This is a genomic window from Photorhabdus kayaii, assembly GCF_025384895.1.
In the GTDB taxonomy this organism is placed as follows: Bacteria; Pseudomonadota; Gammaproteobacteria; order Enterobacterales; family Enterobacteriaceae; genus Photorhabdus; species Photorhabdus kayaii.
Map to the genome: position 1 here is coordinate 116,930 of NZ_JAJAFZ010000001.1, position 16,994 is coordinate 133,923.

The 16,994-nt window shown below is 41.7% G+C and carries 13 protein-coding genes, 1 tRNA gene and 1 pseudogene; 8 read left to right on the top strand and 7 right to left on the bottom strand.

Translation table 11 applies throughout. The features are described 5' to 3' along the window. Positions 1 to 176: 176 nt before the first annotated feature. Together LGZ98_RS00715 and LGZ98_RS00720 are read right to left on the bottom strand one after the other, a co-directional pair. A pseudogene (locus tag LGZ98_RS00715) lies at positions 177 to 373 on the bottom strand (zinc ribbon domain-containing protein); the annotation flags it as partial. 128 nt (positions 374 to 501) lie between these two features. Beyond that, positions 502 to 589: transfer RNA gene (locus LGZ98_RS00720), tRNA-Ser, on the bottom strand. Positions 590 to 802: 213 nt separating this feature from the next. Here LGZ98_RS00720 and rcsD point away from each other — a divergent pair. Further along, positions 803 to 3,493 carry a phosphotransferase RcsD gene (rcsD, locus tag LGZ98_RS00725; RefSeq protein ID WP_262977564.1) on the top strand — a complete coding sequence of 897 codons (2,691 nt, stop codon included), beginning with the start codon at positions 803 to 805 and terminating at the stop codon, positions 3,491 to 3,493. A gap of 4 nt (positions 3,494 to 3,497) precedes the next feature. Continuing rightward, complete coding sequence (rcsB, locus tag LGZ98_RS00730; RefSeq protein WP_113042555.1) at positions 3,498 to 4,151, top strand: response regulator transcription factor RcsB; 654 nt, start codon at positions 3,498 to 3,500, stop codon at positions 4,149 to 4,151. Between the two features lie 84 nt (positions 4,152 to 4,235). Here the strand turns inward: rcsB and rcsC are convergent, their stop codons facing one another. Both rcsC and gyrA read right to left on the bottom strand, forming a co-directional pair. Further along, a complete protein-coding gene (rcsC, locus tag LGZ98_RS00735) occupies positions 4,236 to 7,052 on the bottom strand; it encodes a two-component system sensor histidine kinase RcsC (protein ID WP_262977565.1) in 2,817 nt (938 codons plus the stop codon). A 296-nt stretch (positions 7,053 to 7,348) separates the two neighbouring features. Further along, positions 7,349 to 9,979 (bottom strand): DNA topoisomerase (ATP-hydrolyzing) subunit A, encoded by a 2,631-nt coding sequence (gyrA, locus tag LGZ98_RS00740; RefSeq protein ID WP_262977566.1) that lies wholly within the window; start codon positions 9,977 to 9,979, stop codon positions 7,349 to 7,351. A 169-nt stretch (positions 9,980 to 10,148) separates the two neighbouring features. On the opposite strand from gyrA, the gene ubiG reads away from it, so the two are divergent. From ubiG to yfaE, 4 genes are all read left to right on the top strand, one after another. Continuing rightward, positions 10,149 to 10,871 carry a bifunctional 2-polyprenyl-6-hydroxyphenol methylase/3-demethylubiquinol 3-O-methyltransferase UbiG gene (gene ubiG, locus LGZ98_RS00745; protein ID WP_113042549.1) on the top strand — a complete coding sequence of 241 codons (723 nt, stop codon included), beginning with the start codon at positions 10,149 to 10,151 and terminating at the stop codon, positions 10,869 to 10,871. A gap of 369 nt (positions 10,872 to 11,240) precedes the next feature. Next, complete coding sequence (nrdA, locus tag LGZ98_RS00750; RefSeq protein ID WP_113042546.1) at positions 11,241 to 13,532, top strand: class 1a ribonucleoside-diphosphate reductase subunit alpha; 2,292 nt, start codon at positions 11,241 to 11,243, stop codon at positions 13,530 to 13,532. 12 nt (positions 13,533 to 13,544) lie between these two features. After that, positions 13,545 to 14,675, top strand: coding sequence for a class Ia ribonucleoside-diphosphate reductase subunit beta (nrdB, locus tag LGZ98_RS00755; RefSeq protein ID WP_262977567.1), 1,131 nt, complete (start codon positions 13,545 to 13,547; stop codon positions 14,673 to 14,675). Beyond that, the gene (gene yfaE, locus LGZ98_RS00760; RefSeq protein WP_011147271.1) at positions 14,675 to 14,941 is read left to right on the top strand and encodes a class I ribonucleotide reductase maintenance protein YfaE; all 267 of its coding nucleotides are present in this window, start codon (positions 14,675 to 14,677) and stop codon (positions 14,939 to 14,941) included. Before nrdB ends, yfaE begins: the two co-directional genes overlap by 1 nt. 8 nt (positions 14,942 to 14,949) lie before the next feature. Here the strand turns inward: yfaE and LGZ98_RS00765 are convergent, their stop codons facing one another. From LGZ98_RS00765 to LGZ98_RS00775, 3 genes are all read right to left on the bottom strand, one after another. Beyond that, on the bottom strand, positions 14,950 to 15,078 hold the full coding sequence (locus LGZ98_RS00765; RefSeq protein ID WP_262405112.1) for a hypothetical protein: 129 nt from the start codon (positions 15,076 to 15,078) through the stop codon (positions 14,950 to 14,952). A 109-nt stretch (positions 15,079 to 15,187) separates the two neighbouring features. Next, on the bottom strand, positions 15,188 to 15,568 hold the full coding sequence (locus tag LGZ98_RS00770) for a type II toxin-antitoxin system YafO family toxin (protein ID WP_110087293.1): 381 nt from the start codon (positions 15,566 to 15,568) through the stop codon (positions 15,188 to 15,190). Then, a complete protein-coding gene (locus LGZ98_RS00775) occupies positions 15,568 to 16,188 on the bottom strand; it encodes an iron-sulfur cluster assembly scaffold protein SufA (RefSeq protein ID WP_113042539.1) in 621 nt (206 codons plus the stop codon). The genes LGZ98_RS00770 and LGZ98_RS00775 overlap by 1 nt, the downstream gene beginning before the upstream one ends. A 357-nt stretch (positions 16,189 to 16,545) precedes the next feature. Between LGZ98_RS00775 and LGZ98_RS00780 the strand changes: the two genes are divergently transcribed. Together LGZ98_RS00780 and LGZ98_RS00785 are read left to right on the top strand one after the other, a co-directional pair. Next, complete coding sequence (locus LGZ98_RS00780) at positions 16,546 to 16,824, top strand: Gfo/Idh/MocA family oxidoreductase (RefSeq protein WP_262977568.1); 279 nt, start codon at positions 16,546 to 16,548, stop codon at positions 16,822 to 16,824. Between the two features lie 4 nt (positions 16,825 to 16,828). Beyond that, positions 16,829 to 16,966 (top strand): hypothetical protein, encoded by a 138-nt coding sequence (locus LGZ98_RS00785; RefSeq protein ID WP_158536564.1) that lies wholly within the window; start codon positions 16,829 to 16,831, stop codon positions 16,964 to 16,966. The last annotated feature ends 28 nt before the right edge of the window (positions 16,967 to 16,994 follow it).

Sequence of the window (16,994 nt, forward strand, 5' to 3'; positions counted from 1 at the left end):
TAATTTTTTATACCCTATGGATTTCAAGATGCATCGCGACGGCAAGGGAGCGAATCCCTGGGAGCATAGCGAACGATGTGACCGGGGTGACCCACACCATTCCGACTTATACTCCCGGCGACTGGAATTTGAAACGTTGGCAAAGGAAAGAATGGCCGACTGGGCAGTTACAGCCTGTTGATCGCCGCATTGATATCGCGGTCATGTTCGACATGACAAACCGGGCATTCCAGATCCGCTTAGGCAGCGACATTTCCGGCACTTTGTGACCGCAGCAATGGCAGGTTTTCGAACTGGCGAACCACAGATCCAGTTTGACCCCCGCCGCTGCGGCTTTGTATTCCAGTTTCATGAGAACGCTATTCCAGCCCGCACGCCGATAGCAGTGCCTAGTGCCTCTATGAATGGTCACCTTATGGCTATGAAAATGGATTAATTATTATCTGAATGGCATATGGAAATGAAAAAACCCCATGCAAGAAGATGCATGGGGTCATTATTTGGCGGAAGGATAGAGATTCGAACTCTAGGATGGTTTCCCATCGGCGGTTTTCAAGACCGCTGCCTTCGACCGCTCGGCCATCCTTCCATGGCGCGAAATTATGCGCCTAACATGATAATATGTCTAGTCTCTATCGTAAAAATTCTGTAATTTCTTTACTATTCGCTCAATCCTCAATCTATAATATCCTTTTCAGCCCTGATCCTGCTAAAATTAGCCTAAATAGATCGAATCATAAGATTCACCAATTTAACGAGCTCGCTAAACAGCCAAGCAATTATTAAGGCTTTTACTCAACGAATGTATAACAAACAATTTTCTATTAATTCATCAACCATAAACCGTTACTACGGTCTGTTCATTATTCTGCTTTTTGTTTCCCTGTTTTTATACAGCTATAACTACTTCAATGCCTGGCTAATGGGGAAAAAATATGCGCTAAATAGTGTTGCAACCAAAATAGTATTACAGATAGAAGATTATCGTTACCACGCTAATTCTATCTTTAAACAAGCCAATAGCTCATCTTTTAAACCACCAGAACTCGTCACACCGATGAAGCTACGACCTGATGTTTACTGGCTTGAGAATCGTTATCAAACTATCGACACGATTATTTTTGGTCACCACAGCACTGCAAGTGTAGAGTTGGCACAACGCCTTTCCAATTATATGGAGATTTTGTGGGGCACCCGCAATGAATACAACTCCATGTACTATCTGAATGGTAAAGATAACAATCTGTTTCTGATAACCACTCACTCTATTCTTAAACCAGAATTGAGATTTAAAGAAAGTTATCTAACACTGACTGCCGAATCAAAACGTTCAGAAATGCTGATGCAATCCATCGCGTTAGATGAACGGGAAAATATTTCATCAATCCGTAAGTTAAATGGCGAAAATATCTATTTTTATACTTATCGGGCGACGTTCAATTCACCGGGTCAATTGGCAACAGTTATCGCTTTTGATTTGCCTATTTGTCATCTTCTTCCTATGGATATGGCAGCGGCCAACTTCAGTCTATTGTCGGATGACGAGCAACCCCCTAATGAAATTAATAAAGTCAATATTTCACAAAATGGTTTCTGGCTCGAATTTTCTCAATCAATTAAAGGTACGCAATACAAACTGTTGTATCGGATATCACTCAAAGATTTGCTAATCGATTTGTTATATAGAAACATCTGGTTGTTACTGGCTGATTCAGTATTTATTATCCTGTCCTTGGGTGGGCTTATTTACATTCGTAGAAAATATATCGCGCCAAATGCCCTGATGAGCCACGAACTACAAGTCAAGGATGCGTTAAGTCACGATATTATCTCCAATATCCCCATTGGCTTATTGATTTATGATTTCTCAGTCAATCAGATAATTATGTGCAATAACATCGCCGACCATCTGTTGCCGAATGTCGATTTAAATAAAATTAAGATGATGGCAAAGCAACATCATGGTGTCATCCAAACCTCAATTGATGATTCAGTCTATGAAATTAACATGTACAGCATTCGCCTGTTGCCAGAAACTTATCTGTTTTTACTGCAAGATAAAGATCAGGAAGCATTAATTAGCCGGCGTCTACAACTTGCCCATTTGGAACACGATAAGAGTGTACAAGCTCGACGTTTTATGTTGACCAACATTCGTTCTGAATTAAAACAACCAATAAAGGAATTAGATCATATCGCTTACCAACTGAAACAAATTCTTATAGAAAAAAATAGTGTTCGTATCGTCGATAATTTATTAACTAAATCTGAATATATATCCGACTGGATCGAGAATATTTCATTACTCAATGAATTAGAATCAGGTGAATGGCAAGCAAAAAATGAATCGTTTTCATTATCAGTCATTTTAGAAGATATTATTAAAAAAGTGTTTCCTAAGATGAATAATAAAGGATTGAATTATTATTATCACTGTAATATTAATCCTGAATCACTATTTATTGGCGATAGTACTGCCATCAGTAAGATTGTCCTGATGTTAGTCAATTATGCAATCACGCTCACATCTTATGGCAAAATATCTCTCATCGTTAATTATTCTCAGGAATACAAAGAACAAATTCAAATCGAAATTATAGATACAGGAACCGGACTTAATTCAACAGATTTAACAAACTTGAATTATCCATTTTTAAGCAAAGCCACTGGTGATAAATATCAATCCAATTCAGGACTGACCTTTTATCTATGTAACCAATTATGTAGAAAATTAAATGGCCATTTTACTATAAACAGCAAACCCAACCTGGGTACGCGCTATGCTATCAGTCTGCCCTTAATAATCGGCGAAAACCAATGCCCGCCGCTACTGGAAGACATTACTGCCTTGCTGGATATCAGCAATACGGAGATCCGTAAGATCGTGCAAAATCATCTGCATCATTATGGCGCTGTTTACTTCGCTAAAAAGCCAGAAAATATGGATCGAGAATACGATATCATGTTGACGGATAAACCCTACGATTCGGCAAAATCGACTATATTACTGGTTGATAATCTGGCCGGCTTTGAACAGATAAAACCTGACTATATTCGATGTAACTACAATCTGAGTGAAGCGGTTATCAATGCCATTTCGTTATTAATTGAGAGAAGTTTCAGTTTTAACGAATTCACTGCAAATTCAGAAATGTCAGCATTTAACGATGAAAGCAGCGATTACGATTTTGGCAATGTTATAAATAGTTATCAAAAACAGCTAACTGATAGCGATTACCGACAATTATTTGTCGAGACAGTACCGATAGATATTAATAAGCTGTATACTGATATAGAACAATATGATCTGATATCGCTTTCGCAAACAGCACATCGCCTGAAAGGCGTCTTTGCTATGTTAGACCTAGAACTCCTCAAACTTTCTTGCGAAACACTGGAACAACACATAACAGACAGTAACGTAATAGAGATTAAAAATAGCATTGGCCGTATTGAATCCTTCACCAAAAGGCTATTGCAGCAGGGTAACTAATAAGATGAATAACCTTAACGTCATTATTGCTGATGACCATCCGATTGTCCTGTTTGGCATCCGCAAATCACTTGAGCGGCTTGAATGGATCAACGTCGTCGCTGAGTCTGAAGACTCGACCACATTGATCAACAATCTGTCCTGTATTAAAGCAAACGTACTGATCACGGATCTGTCCATGCCTGGGGACATATACGGCGATGGGATCAATTTGATTAAATACATCAAACGCCATTATCCCAGGCTATCCATCATTGTTCTAACCATGAACAATAATCCAGCAATTTTAAGTGCTGTACTCGAACTTGATATTGAAGGCATTGTCTTAAAACAAGGAGCGCCAACAGATCTACCTGATGTATTAACGGCCCTGAAACAAGGGGAAAAATTTATGCCAGACAGCGTTTCTGAACTGTTGAAAAAAGTGACGAAAACCCCCTATGGCGATAAACCGTTATCACAAAAAGAGAGTGAAGTTATACGTCTATTTGCCCAAGGCTTTTTGGTAACAGACATTGCCAAAAAACTTAAACGCAGTGTCAAGACTATCAGCAGTCAGAAAAAATCGGCTATGGTAAAACTGGGGGTAAATAACGATATTGCATTACTCAATTATCTTGCTTCTGTCACTATCGATACGAACAATCACGTTCAGTAAATACTGTTCGTTATTTTAACCTGAAAGTCGTCCTGATGCCCGGTAACTATTTGTTTGTACCGGGCATTTTTTTGTACCGGGGTTTCAAATCATTTGCGTCAGTGTCTGCCTGAGAGTCACCAGAGAAACCGGTTTAGACAAACAATCATCCATTCCCGCATCAATACAGCGTTGTTTTTCTTCTGCTAGTGCATTTGCCGTAATACCAATAATCGGCAGCTTACACCCATCATTCCGTAAATACATTGTTAACGCATAACCATCCATATTGGGCATATTGACATCCGTCAGAATAATATCAATCCCCCCGTTCTTCAGATATTCCAACGCATCTAATCCATCATTTGCCATCGCTGTTTGAAAACCAATGGATTTCAACTGATCGGCCAATAAACGGCGGTTGATAGGATGATCATCTACCACCAGAACCACAATAGTATTAAACCGGGTGTTTGCCTGAAAAACAGGGGCGGCGGTATTCAATACCACATTATGATTCGGTGAAATCAGCCGCTCAATCATTACCGACAAATCATGTAAATGGTAAGTGTTATGTAACCAATAGTTTTCTCTGATTTGTTCCGGTGAGCCAATATAGTCCGTCGATAATTCAATATAAGCGTATACAGAGGAAATAACCGCATCAGGAAAATCGCTGATAATAATTTCACTACCCTCTGTATTTTGCTCACTGTATAAAACAGTGTGTAAGCCATGATGAACCAGAAAACGCTGTAAAAACTCCTCCAGATAAAGATTACGTATAGCCAAGATGATTTTCCGCTGAGACTCATTTATTAACTGAGTTTTTGGCCTATATTTCGCACCATATAAAGGTAAACGAATAGAAAACATACTCCCTATCTGTGGTTGGGAAATGACTTCAATATCACCATCCATCAGATTGATAAGTTTTTCACAAATCGCCAGACCAAGCCCTGTTCCCTGAGATGAACTTTCCGTATTTGGCATGATCTGGAAAAAGGGATCAAACAACTGAGTAAGCGCTTTATCAGAGATACCGACGCCAGTGTCCTTTATTCTGACGTATAAGTAATCTTTATCAACTGTCACATGGATAATCACACATCCGGTATCAGTGAATTTAATCGCATTATTTAACAGATTAGATATAACTTGTTGTAATCGAACCGGATCATTGCAGATATAATCTGGAACACCCGGTTCAATATAGCAATACAAGGTCAATGGCTTTTTCACTACTAACGGTAGATAGTTAGAAATAACATGAGAGATAACTTCCTGACAGGAAAATTCTCTAGATTCAATTTTAAGCTGTTTAGATTCGATCTTTGAAAAGTCGAGAATATCACTGATAATTTTTAGCAACAGCGCTGAGGAGTTATTCATCGTTGATAACAAACGGACAGATTCAGCAGGCAATGAATGTGCTTGTAATAACTCCAGGTTGCCAATAATACCGTAAAGCGGCGTTCTCAACTCGTGGCTGACGGTAGCTAAAAACATAGATTTAGAATAGTTAGCCTGTTCTGATGCTAACGCCATTTCCTGTAATGATTTTTCCATCCGCACACGGACACTAATATCAACCAAGACACAAATTGCCACCTCTTCATTCCTGTAGCGGGAATGAACAAAACTGATTTGCAAATGATGATGATTACTGGTGACAACATCAACATAACTGCTGGTTCTGTCACAAATAATATGAATAATCCGTTCCCGATCTTCGTGCGTTAGCATTCTCAAATAATTATGTGCCAACTCATTACTCAGAATATTACTCCCATCACTGACCCGCAATATACTGATCCCAACCGGCGCTGAAGCCACAATTTTATGATTAAATTGCTCATGTTCTTCCAGGCGGATGGCATTCTCTTCTGCCGGAACAAACATTTTCCGCTCAAACAGATACACCAAGATAATGATGACAAAGGCAGATAATGCATTAAGCACAATACTGCTAATAATCTGTAGCTTAAAACCTTCAAAAATAGTTTTCAGTGACAGGGCATAAATGATACTGAATGAAGATGGCATTAACCGACGTTTTAGCAGTAAATCAGTAAAATTATCATCATAGCCAAAATAAGGCGCTGCCAACTGATAATCAGCATAATGAAGTTTATAGTCATCATTTGCTGGATAATGCAACACCGGGTGATTACTGCTATTCAATAACGTTATTGAAATTGGGCGGTCTTGTCTCTGAATAAAAGAGTCCAATCTGATGAATTGTTCAATGCCTATCATGGCAACCATCTGACCATTGACATATACCGGAGCCAACACGTAGAGATAGCCGCTATCAGATCTTGCACCCGGTATAACCCAATAAACATTTCGTTCTTTACCTTGCTCTTTCAGGCTGATAAGCCTACGTGAATTTTCATAAACTATTTTTTTCAACGTATCGGGTTCAGTCGTGGTATTACGGATAGAAAAACTTACCATACACATACTTTGCGTACCCACCAGAAAAACCTGATTCAACCCCTGAGGCGCCGCAAGATTATCCTTCCAATAGAAGATAAGATTATTTAATGAATTTAAATAACTATGAGTGTTGTTGCGAAAAGTATGACAGTCAGCGTTTTGGTTCAACGGATGATAAGAAAACGCCGGGTTATTATGTGGAAAATCAAAAATAGCATTTTTTCCATTAGAATTCAGTAAATGCTTCTCTGTCATATATTGGATATCCCGCAGAACACTTGCTGTATGACGCACATAAGAGAGCGTGGAATCATAATTAGCATTGTATTCTTGCCGAATATCTGATTTAACTTCATTAAAGATATTAACCAGGTAAAAAGCTGTTAATAAAGCGCCCAATGCCCACAACATTAAGCCAAGCACCCGGAAAAGATAACGGGATATTTTCAGCGATGTACGAAAAGAAGAAAGATATCTCAAAAGGTTACCTGATAAAAACCAGCATTATTCAATGTCATTAATGACAAGATATATACCCGTTATCTTTCAAGTTGCCTCTTTGTTGGCTGCACTCGCTCACCCCGGTCACATAGTTACCTATGCTCCCGGGGATTCTCTCTCTTGCCGTCGCGATGCATCTTGAAATCCATAGGGTATCCAGAGTTTAAAGATTAAAAAGGCCCATCTGTTGCAGATTTTGATACTAATAAAAATTCCTTTAAAAAAACAGGCACCGAAGCACCTGTTTCTTAAATTAAGTGAAAAAATATCCTCACTTAAACCGGATCAACTGACTCACTGCTGTTAGCATCAGGTAAATCGGTGCTATCACTTTTCACTTCTTCCCCTTCTGTTGCCAGCCCGTCTTCATCATCATCTTCAGGCTCAGCAACCCGCTGTAAGCCGACAACTTTCTCATCTTCAGCGGTACGAATAAGTGTTACGCCTTGAGTATTCCGGCCAACAACGCTAACTTCCGACACCCTTGTTCGTACTAATGTGCCAGCATCAGTAATCATCATTATTTGATCGGTTGGTTCAACCTGAATTGCCCCGATCACGTTACCATTACGCTCACTGACTTTAATCGAGATAACCCCCTGTGTTGCACGGGATTTAATTGGATACTCGTTTTCAGCGGTACGTTTACCATAACCGTTTTCAGTGACCGTTAGAATTTCTCCTTCTCCACGCGGGATAATCAGAGAAACAACTTTATCTTTACCATTTAGTTTAATACCACGTACACCGGTAGCTGTACGCCCCATTGAACGAACCGCTTCCTCTTCAAAACGAACAACCTTCCCTTCCGCGGAGAACAACATAACTTCGTTACTACCGTCAGTCAGGTCAACACCGATCAGCTCATCACCTTCATTGAGATTAACGGCGAGAATACCCGCACTGCGCGGACGGCTGAAATCTTGCAACGCGGTCTTCTTCACGGTCCCACTGGCGGTAGCCATAAAGACATACAGCCCTTCTTCATATTCACGCACCGGCAGAATCGCCGTAATTCTCTCATTTTGCTCTAACGGCAACAGGTTAACAATCGGACGACCACGCGCACCACGGCTCGCCTCCGGTAATTGATAAACCTTCATCCAGTACAGGCGGCCACGGCTGGAGAAGCAGAGGATCGTATCGTGAGTATTGGCAACCAACAACTTGTCAATAAAATCTTCTTCTTTAATACGCGCTGCGGATTTACCTTTACCACCACGGCGCTGCGCTTCATAGTCAGACAATGGTTGATATTTGACATACCCTTGATGTGACAAGGTGACAACAACATCTTCCTGATTAATCAAATCTTCAATATTGATATCAGCCGTATTCTCCGTGATTTCAGTACGGCGGGCATCGCTGTATTGCGACTTAATTGCCAACAACTCTTCACGGATCACTTCCATCAAGCGCTCAGGATTTTCCAGAATGAACAGCAATTCGCTAATTAATGTCAGCAATTCACGATATTCATCCAGCAGTTTTTCATGCTCCAGGCCGGTCAGTTTCTGCAAACGCAGATCCAGAATGGCCTGAGCCTGTTGTTCGGTCAGATAATATTTACCGTCATGCACACCATATTGTGGTTCCAGCCATTCAGGGCGGGCAGCATCATCACCAGCACGTTCCAACATGGCAGCAACACTACCTAATTCCCACGGCTTAGCAACCAATGCGGCTTTTGCCTCGGCGGGCGTCGGTGCAAAACGGATAAGTTCGATGATAGGATCGATATTCGCCAGTGCTACAGCTAATGCCTCAAGAATATGGGCACGTTCACGGGCTTTACGTAATTCAAAGATGGTACGACGAGTGACCACTTCACGGCGGTGGCATACGAAGGCCGAAATAATATCTTTTAGATTCAGCAACTTCGGCTGCCCCTGATGCAGGGCCACCATGTTGATACCAAAAGAGACTTGAAGCTGAGTCAGGGAGTAGAGATTATTCAGAACCACTTCCCCCACCGCATCCCGTTTCACTTCAATCACAATCCGCATGCCGTCTTTATCAGACTCGTCACGAAGTGCACTAACCCCTTCGATGCGTTTTTCTTTCACCAATTCGGCAATTTTTTCAATCAGACGGGCTTTATTGACCTGATAAGGAATCTCGTGCACTAAAATAGTTTCACGACCATTCTTCTCATCCACTTCAATTTCCGCACGGGCACGGATATAAATTTTACCGCGACCAGTACGATAAGCCTCCTGAATACCGCGACGACCATTAATAATCGCAGCAGTAGGGAAATCTGGGCCAGGAATATACTGCATCAGCCCTTCAATGCTGATATTTTCATCTTCAATATAAGCCAGACAACCATCAATAACTTCGGACAAGTTATGAGGAGGAATGTTAGTTGCCATACCCACTGCGATACCGGAAGAACCGTTGATCAGCAGGTTTGGTACTTTCGTTGGCATCACTTCCGGGATCTGTTCTGTACCATCATAGTTTGGCACAAAATCAACAGTCTCTTTTTCCAGATCCGCTAGCAGTTCATGGGCAACTTTCGCCATACGCACTTCGGTGTAACGCATAGCGGCGGCTGAGTCACCATCAACTGACCCAAAGTTACCCTGACCATCAACCAACATATAGCGAAGGGAAAATGGCTGAGCCATACGAACAATCGTGTCGTAGACTGCACTATCCCCATGTGGGTGGTATTTACCGATGACGTCCCCGACAACACGGGCAGACTTTTTGTAGGGTTTATTCCAATCATTTCCCAGCACACTCATGGCATAAAGTACGCGACGGTGTACCGGCTTTAGTCCGTCTCGAACATCTGGTAGTGCGCGTCCAACAATAACAGACATCGCATAATCCAAATACGAGCTTTTCAGCTCTTCTTCGATATTGACCGGGGTGATTTCTCTAGCAATGTCGCTCATGGAACCCACTATCCTTCATACATTCCGAATTCAAAGGCTTAGAACTATACCACACCCCAACAGTTTTATAAAAATCAGATACGGGTATTTAAAAATTAAGCCGTGTATACTATCTCAGAACTGAGTGAATCCGCCTGTTTAAAGAAAGTTTAAGGAGCAACAACCGCTGATGAACATCAAAACCCCTTCCACCCCAAACAATGTTGATCAACAGGAAATAGAAAAATTTGAAGCGATTGCTTCTCGCTGGTGGGATTTGGAAGGTGAATTTCAGCCACTGCACCGGATTAACCCACTACGCCTGAATTATATTTTGCAACGTTCTGGCGGCATTTTCGGTAAAAAAGTGTTAGATGTGGGCTGTGGTGGCGGTATTTTGTCAGAAAGTATGGCCCGTGAAGGGGCTGATGTGACCGGACTGGATATGGGTACAGAACCACTTCAGGTTGCCAGACTGCACGCCCTTGAAACAGCTATCCCCGTGACCTATGTACAGGAAACAGTAGAAAGCCACGCCGAAAAATATCCACAAGCTTATGATATCGTCACCTGTATGGAAATGCTGGAACATGTCCCCGATCCACAATCGGTCGTTCATGCTTGCGCTCAATTAGTGAAACCCGGCGGACACGTCTTTTTCTCTACCATTAACCGCAACAAAAAAGCCTGGCTTATGGCGGTAATCGGCGCGGAATACATTCTAAAAATGGTACCGAAGGGAACCCATGATGCGAAGAAATTTATCCGGCCATCAGAATTGATAGGCTGGGTTGACAGAACATCCCTGCGGGAAAAGCATATTATCGGCCTGCATTACAACCCGCTAACGGATAAATTTAGCCTTGGTCACAATGTAGACGTCAATTATATGTTACACACCCAATATGTCTGACATGTTTATCTGACCGATTAATAAAGCGGCAAATAAATCACATTTTCAGGAATTTTTTTACCCATTTTTGCCGGTGTTTCTGTCAGAGCAACCGCTAGTAATGATGCAGGCTTCCGGCTTTTTAATAAATTTTAGTCCTCAAGTTATCCACAAGAATCCGTATTTTTGTGCACTTGATAAAAGCTGATTTTAACATTATCTTGTTGTCATTATTTAGTGTACCCCCTACATATTGTGTTCCTTAACATTCCATTACCACTACTCTCTCGTTGGTTTTTCCGCCACTGAGAGGATTATGTTTTGGTCCTAAGTCAAAGACACAAAGCAGGTGGGAGCGAATTTGAAAGTAAATGTAAGGTATGCCTGTCCATGAACCATAGTCTGCTAGTAACAAAGCGTGATGGCCACAAAGAACGAATTGACCTTGATAAAATCCACCGGGTTGTTAACTGGGCAGCCGATGGACTGAAAAATGTCTCGGTATCACAAGTAGAACTGCGTTCTCAAATCCAATTTTACGATGGCATCAAAACCTCAGATATTCATGAGACGATGATCAAAGCTTCCGCTGATCTTATCTCCGGTGATGCACCTGACTATCAGTATCTGGCCGCCCGCTTGGCAATTTTCAACCTGCGTAAAAAAGCTTACGGTCAATTCGAGCCACCCGCGCTCTATGACCATGTATCCCGTATGGTGAAAATGGGCAAATATGACAAGCACTTGCTTGCAGACTACTCGAAAGAAGAATTCGAGCAAATGAACGAGTTTATTGACCATTGGCGTGATATGAACTTTTCTTACGCGGCGGTCAAACAGCTTGAAGGTAAATACCTGGTTCAGAATCGCGTTACTGGTGAAATTTATGAAAGTGCCCAATTCCTCTATATTCTGGTCGCGGCTTGCCTGTTCTCCGGTTATCCGAAAGAGACACGTCTGGGCTATATTCGCCGTTTTTACGACGCAGCTTCCACATTTAAGATCTCTCTGCCTACCCCGATCATGGCAGGTGTACGCACCCCGACTCGTCAATTCAGCTCCTGTGTGTTGATTGAATGTGATGATAGCCTGGATTCCATTAATGCGACTTCCAGCGCGATTGTAAAATATGTTTCTCAACGTGCTGGTATTGGTATCAACGCAGGCCGTATTCGCGCGCTGGGCAGCCCAATCCGTAATGGTGAAGCCTTCCATACTGGCTGTATTCCTTTTTATAAACATTTCCAGACCGCGGTCAAATCCTGCTCTCAGGGGGGCGTTCGTGGCGGTGCGGCGACACTGTTCTATCCATTATGGCATCTGGAAGTTGAAAGCCTGCTGGTACTGAAAAACAACCGTGGCGTTGAAGGAAACCGTGTTCGTCACATGGACTATGGCGTACAACTTAATAAACTGATGTACGAGCGCCTGATCAAAGGTGAAGAGATTACCCTGTTCAGCCCATCGGATGTTCCTGGGCTATATGAGGCATTCTTTGCTGATCAGGATGAGTTTGAGCGCTTGTACACCAAATATGAGCAGGACAGCAATATCCGTCAGCAACGTCTGAAAGCAGTTGAGCTCTTCTCCCTGATGATGCAAGAGCGTGCTTCTACCGGCCGGATCTACATTCAGAACGTAGACCACTGCAACACCCACAGTCCATTTGATCCTTTAGTCGCTCCTGTGCGCCAATCAAACCTGTGTCTGGAAATTGCACTACCAACCAAGCCATTGAATGATATCAATGATAAAAATGGTGAAATCGCACTGTGTACCTTGTCCGCATTCAACCTGGGGGCAATTGAAAATCTTGATGAGCTGGAAGAACTGGCTACTCTCGCGGTCCGTGCCCTTGATGCCCTGCTCGATTATCAGGACTACCCTATCCTTGCCGCCAAGCAAGGGGCAATGGGTCGCCGTACATTAGGCATTGGTGTCATCAACTATGCTTACTATCTGGCGAAACACGGTGTACGTTACTCAGATGGCAGCGCTAACAACCTGACTCACAAAACATTTGAAGCTATCCAGTATTACCTATTGAAAGCCTCTAATGAACTGGCGAAAGAACAAGGTGCTTGCCCGTGGTTTAAAGAAACCACCTATTCTAAAGGTATCCTACCTATCGATACCTATAAAAAAGCGCTGGATACATTGACCAATGAACCGCTGCACTATGACTGGGAAGCATTGCGCAACGATATCAAACAATATGGTCTGCGCAATTCAACATTATCTTCTTTGATGCCGTCAGAGACCTCTTCACAGATCTCTAACGCCACCAACGGCATTGAACCACCTCGTGGTTATATCAGCATCAAAGCATCAAAAGATGGCATTTTGCGCCAGGTTGTACCGGAATATGAGCGTCTGAAAAGCGCTTACGAACTCTTGTGGCAAATGCCGGGTAATGATGGCTACTTGCAGTTGGTTGGTATCATGCAGAAATTTATCGATCAGTCGATCTCTGCCAATACCAACTACGATCCGACACACTTCCCGAGTGGAAAAGTGCCGATGAATCAACTGCTGAAAGATTTGCTGCTCGCTTACAAATATGGTGTGAAAACACTGTATTACCACAATACCCGTGATGGCGCGGAAGACATTCAGGATGACCTGGAAGAAGTCGTGGAATCTGCTGATTCCGATTGTGAAAGCGGCGCATGTAAGATTTAATTTGAGGAAGTTATGGCCTATACCACTTTTTCACAAGTCAAAAACGATCAGTTACAGGAACCCATGTTTTTTGGTCAGCCAGTAAACGTAGCCCGTTATGACCAACAAAAGTATCCGATTTTCGAGAAATTGATCGAAAAACAGCTCTCTTTCTTCTGGCGCCCGGAAGAAGTCGATGTGTCTCGCGATCGCATTGATTACAATGCGCTGCCAGACCATGAAAAGCATATTTTTATCAGTAACTTAAAATATCAAACGCTGCTGGACTCTATTCAGGGCCGCAGCCCGAACGTGGCTTTTCTGCCCTTGATCTCCATCCCGGAGCTGGAAACCTGGGTTGAAACTTGGTCTTTTTCTGAAACGATTCATTCACGTTCTTACACTCACATCATTCGGAACATCGTTAACGATCCGGCGGTTGTGTTTGATGATATTGTCACCAACGAAGAGATTCTGAAACGGGCGAAAGACATTTCCTCTTATTACGATGATCTGATTGAGATGACTAATCACTACCAGCTATTTGGTGAAGGCACACATCAGATTACCGGTAAAACCATCACGGTGAGTCTGCGTGAACTGAAAAAGCAATTATATCTGTGCCTGATGAGCGTTAACGCACTGGAAGCGATCCGCTTTTACGTCAGTTTTGCCTGTTCATTTGCCTTTGCTGAACGCGAATTGATGGAAGGTAATGCAAAAATCATCAAATTGATCGCCCGTGACGAAGCACTACATCTGACCGGCACACAACATATGCTGAATCTGTTGCGCTCTGGTCAGGACGACCCGGAAATGGCAGAAATTGCCAAAGAGTGTGAACAACAGTGCTATGACCTGTTCGTTCAGGCGGCGGAACAAGAAAAAGAGTGGGCAGATTACCTGTTCAGCGAAGGCTCGATGATTGGCTTGAACAAAGATATTCTGTGTCAATATGTTGAGTACATTACTAACATCCGCATGCAGGCTGTCGGGCTGAAACTGCCATTTGAAACGCGTTCTAACCCGATTCCGTGGATTAACGCCTGGCTGGTGTCTGATAACGTTCAAGTCGCGCCACAAGAAGTTGAAGTTAGTTCATATCTGGTTGGTCAGATTGATGCTGAAGTTAACCCTGACGACCTGAGTGATTTTGAACTCTGATGACAAGCTATAAAGTAACCCTGCATGGTATGCAGGGTTATCATATCTACAGCTCTCCCGAACTACATAACAGTCTGCTAGAGGCACTGGAACAAGGTAGAGTTCAAGCTGAATACCAATGCCGCGAAGGTTATTGCGGTTCCTGTCGTGTCAAATTGATAAAAGGCAAAGTCGGCTATCGACGCAAACCTCTGGCTTTTGTTAATGAAGGCGAAATTTTACCCTGCTGCTGTCATCCGCTTAGTGATATTGAGATTGAGCTTTAGTATTTATCTTAAAAACTAACACTCAATAATGAATACGAATATCCACACCTTGATAGCATGGACAAAGAATCCCCGAATTTATACCCGTCATCTTTCAAGTTGCCTCTTTGTTGGCTGCACTCTCTCACCCCGGTCACATAGTTATCTATGCTCCCGGGGATTCGTTCCCTTGCCGCCGCGATGCATCTTGAAATCCATTGGGTATATAAGGGCTTTTAATTTATTAACAGCAGGTTATATAGTAATTTAGATGGAATGGAACTCCTCAGCCCTACGCTCAAGCTCTGTAAGAAATGACGTCTTTGCTAATTCGTGAGCCTTTGGGCTCATAATACTTATCACCTGAAAACTCTTACTATCCATCCAATGCTGCACATACACTAAATAATTATCCGAACATCGATCAATCTGTGGCTTATATTTTTCCCACGGTATTTCATCTGGCATCCTAATATGCAATTTATAGATATTTGAATCTAAGGTTCTGCTATTATGTTCCCATTGACCATCCCGGCCAAATACAGAAGGTAATAACGCCGTCCTTTTCCAATGCTCTAACAACTTTGCATAAACTATTGCAACCTCATGAAATTCAACATCTTTATGAACAGTAACACTGACTCCCATTATAAAAATTCCGGCTCTGACAGACCAAGGTTTTTATGTTCTGCTAATATCATCAATTTAACTTCTCTAGAAGTAGGTAAATTATCAGGATGATATGTCTTTGTCGGAGGCAGGCTTTGTTCAATAGCCGAAAGAATATCACACGCAGTATATTCAGAGTTCGCTATTGCTCGACCGAACTTCACAATATTCACCCGAAATATTTCTCGCTGAGACGGATCTGTAAAATTCTTACTCAGATTATCAGATGACAGAACGATACGTATTGCCTCTTTTATCCTCATGCAATATTCAATGTTGTCATTGGCTAATTTTCTTATGCGTACTGAATTTGAAAACAATTCACCACTCCCCTTAGCAACACGATGAGCGATAGCTTCAGATAACGACTTTCGCGTGTACTCATTCAGACTTTGCAAGTAAGCAGTTGCCTCTGACAAAGGCAGAAAAACCTGTTCATCTTTCAGGTTAAATGTCAATGTAGATATCAAACCTGCCGATTTTTGTATTTCAACGACCGTCATCGGTAGAACGGTACTTTTAGCCGGAACAGGAGCCAGAGACGCCAATAACGCCGCTGTCATCGCTGGGAGAGTCATTGTTTTCACTTGTCTCTTCATATCCTCACCACCTTCAATGTTGATATGTATTGATTATAAATGTTGTGGATTTGATGATCAATTCACCAAATTTCTGGTGACAAAAAAATATTCTGACCGAAAAGCCCACTAAATCACATTTCATCAAGCTAGCATTGACTATATCAATCAAAGACTATAACTGATTAATGTAAAACAACTACTGTAAAAATTGCACCGTCGAAATCACCTGATATTAATACTGGGGAAAAATCATATTAACTTACTTGCTTGAAAAATAAAAAACATGTTATATACATAGATATTGGATAGAAAAAATGAGATAAGTCAAATCTCAACTATAACCCTCACAAGTATTTAATTAATAAACGATTCGATATGTATATTGCAACACCACCCTACACACATAAAGAATATACCATTTTAGCGGCTAAAGCTGGCAAAGCAATATATGTAGAAAAACCTATGGCATTAACATTTGATTCAGAAGTAAAAAACATGTTATATAATCATATATTGGAACGAAAAAAATGGGATAAATCAGAATTCTATTATAATCTCCACCAAGATTTTATTAAGAAAAAATTCAATATATACCTTATGGATTTCAAGATGCATCGCGACGGCAAGGGAGCGAATCCCCGGGAGCATAGATAACGATGTGACCGGGGTGAGTGAGCGCAGCCAACAAAGAGGTAACTTGAAAGATGACAGGTATATACGTCATTTTTATCCATATATATACCTAATAAAATCAATAATTCAACAATATCAAACACTATTTTATAACCATAATTAATTTATCGGGTTATCTAAAGTTTTATTTG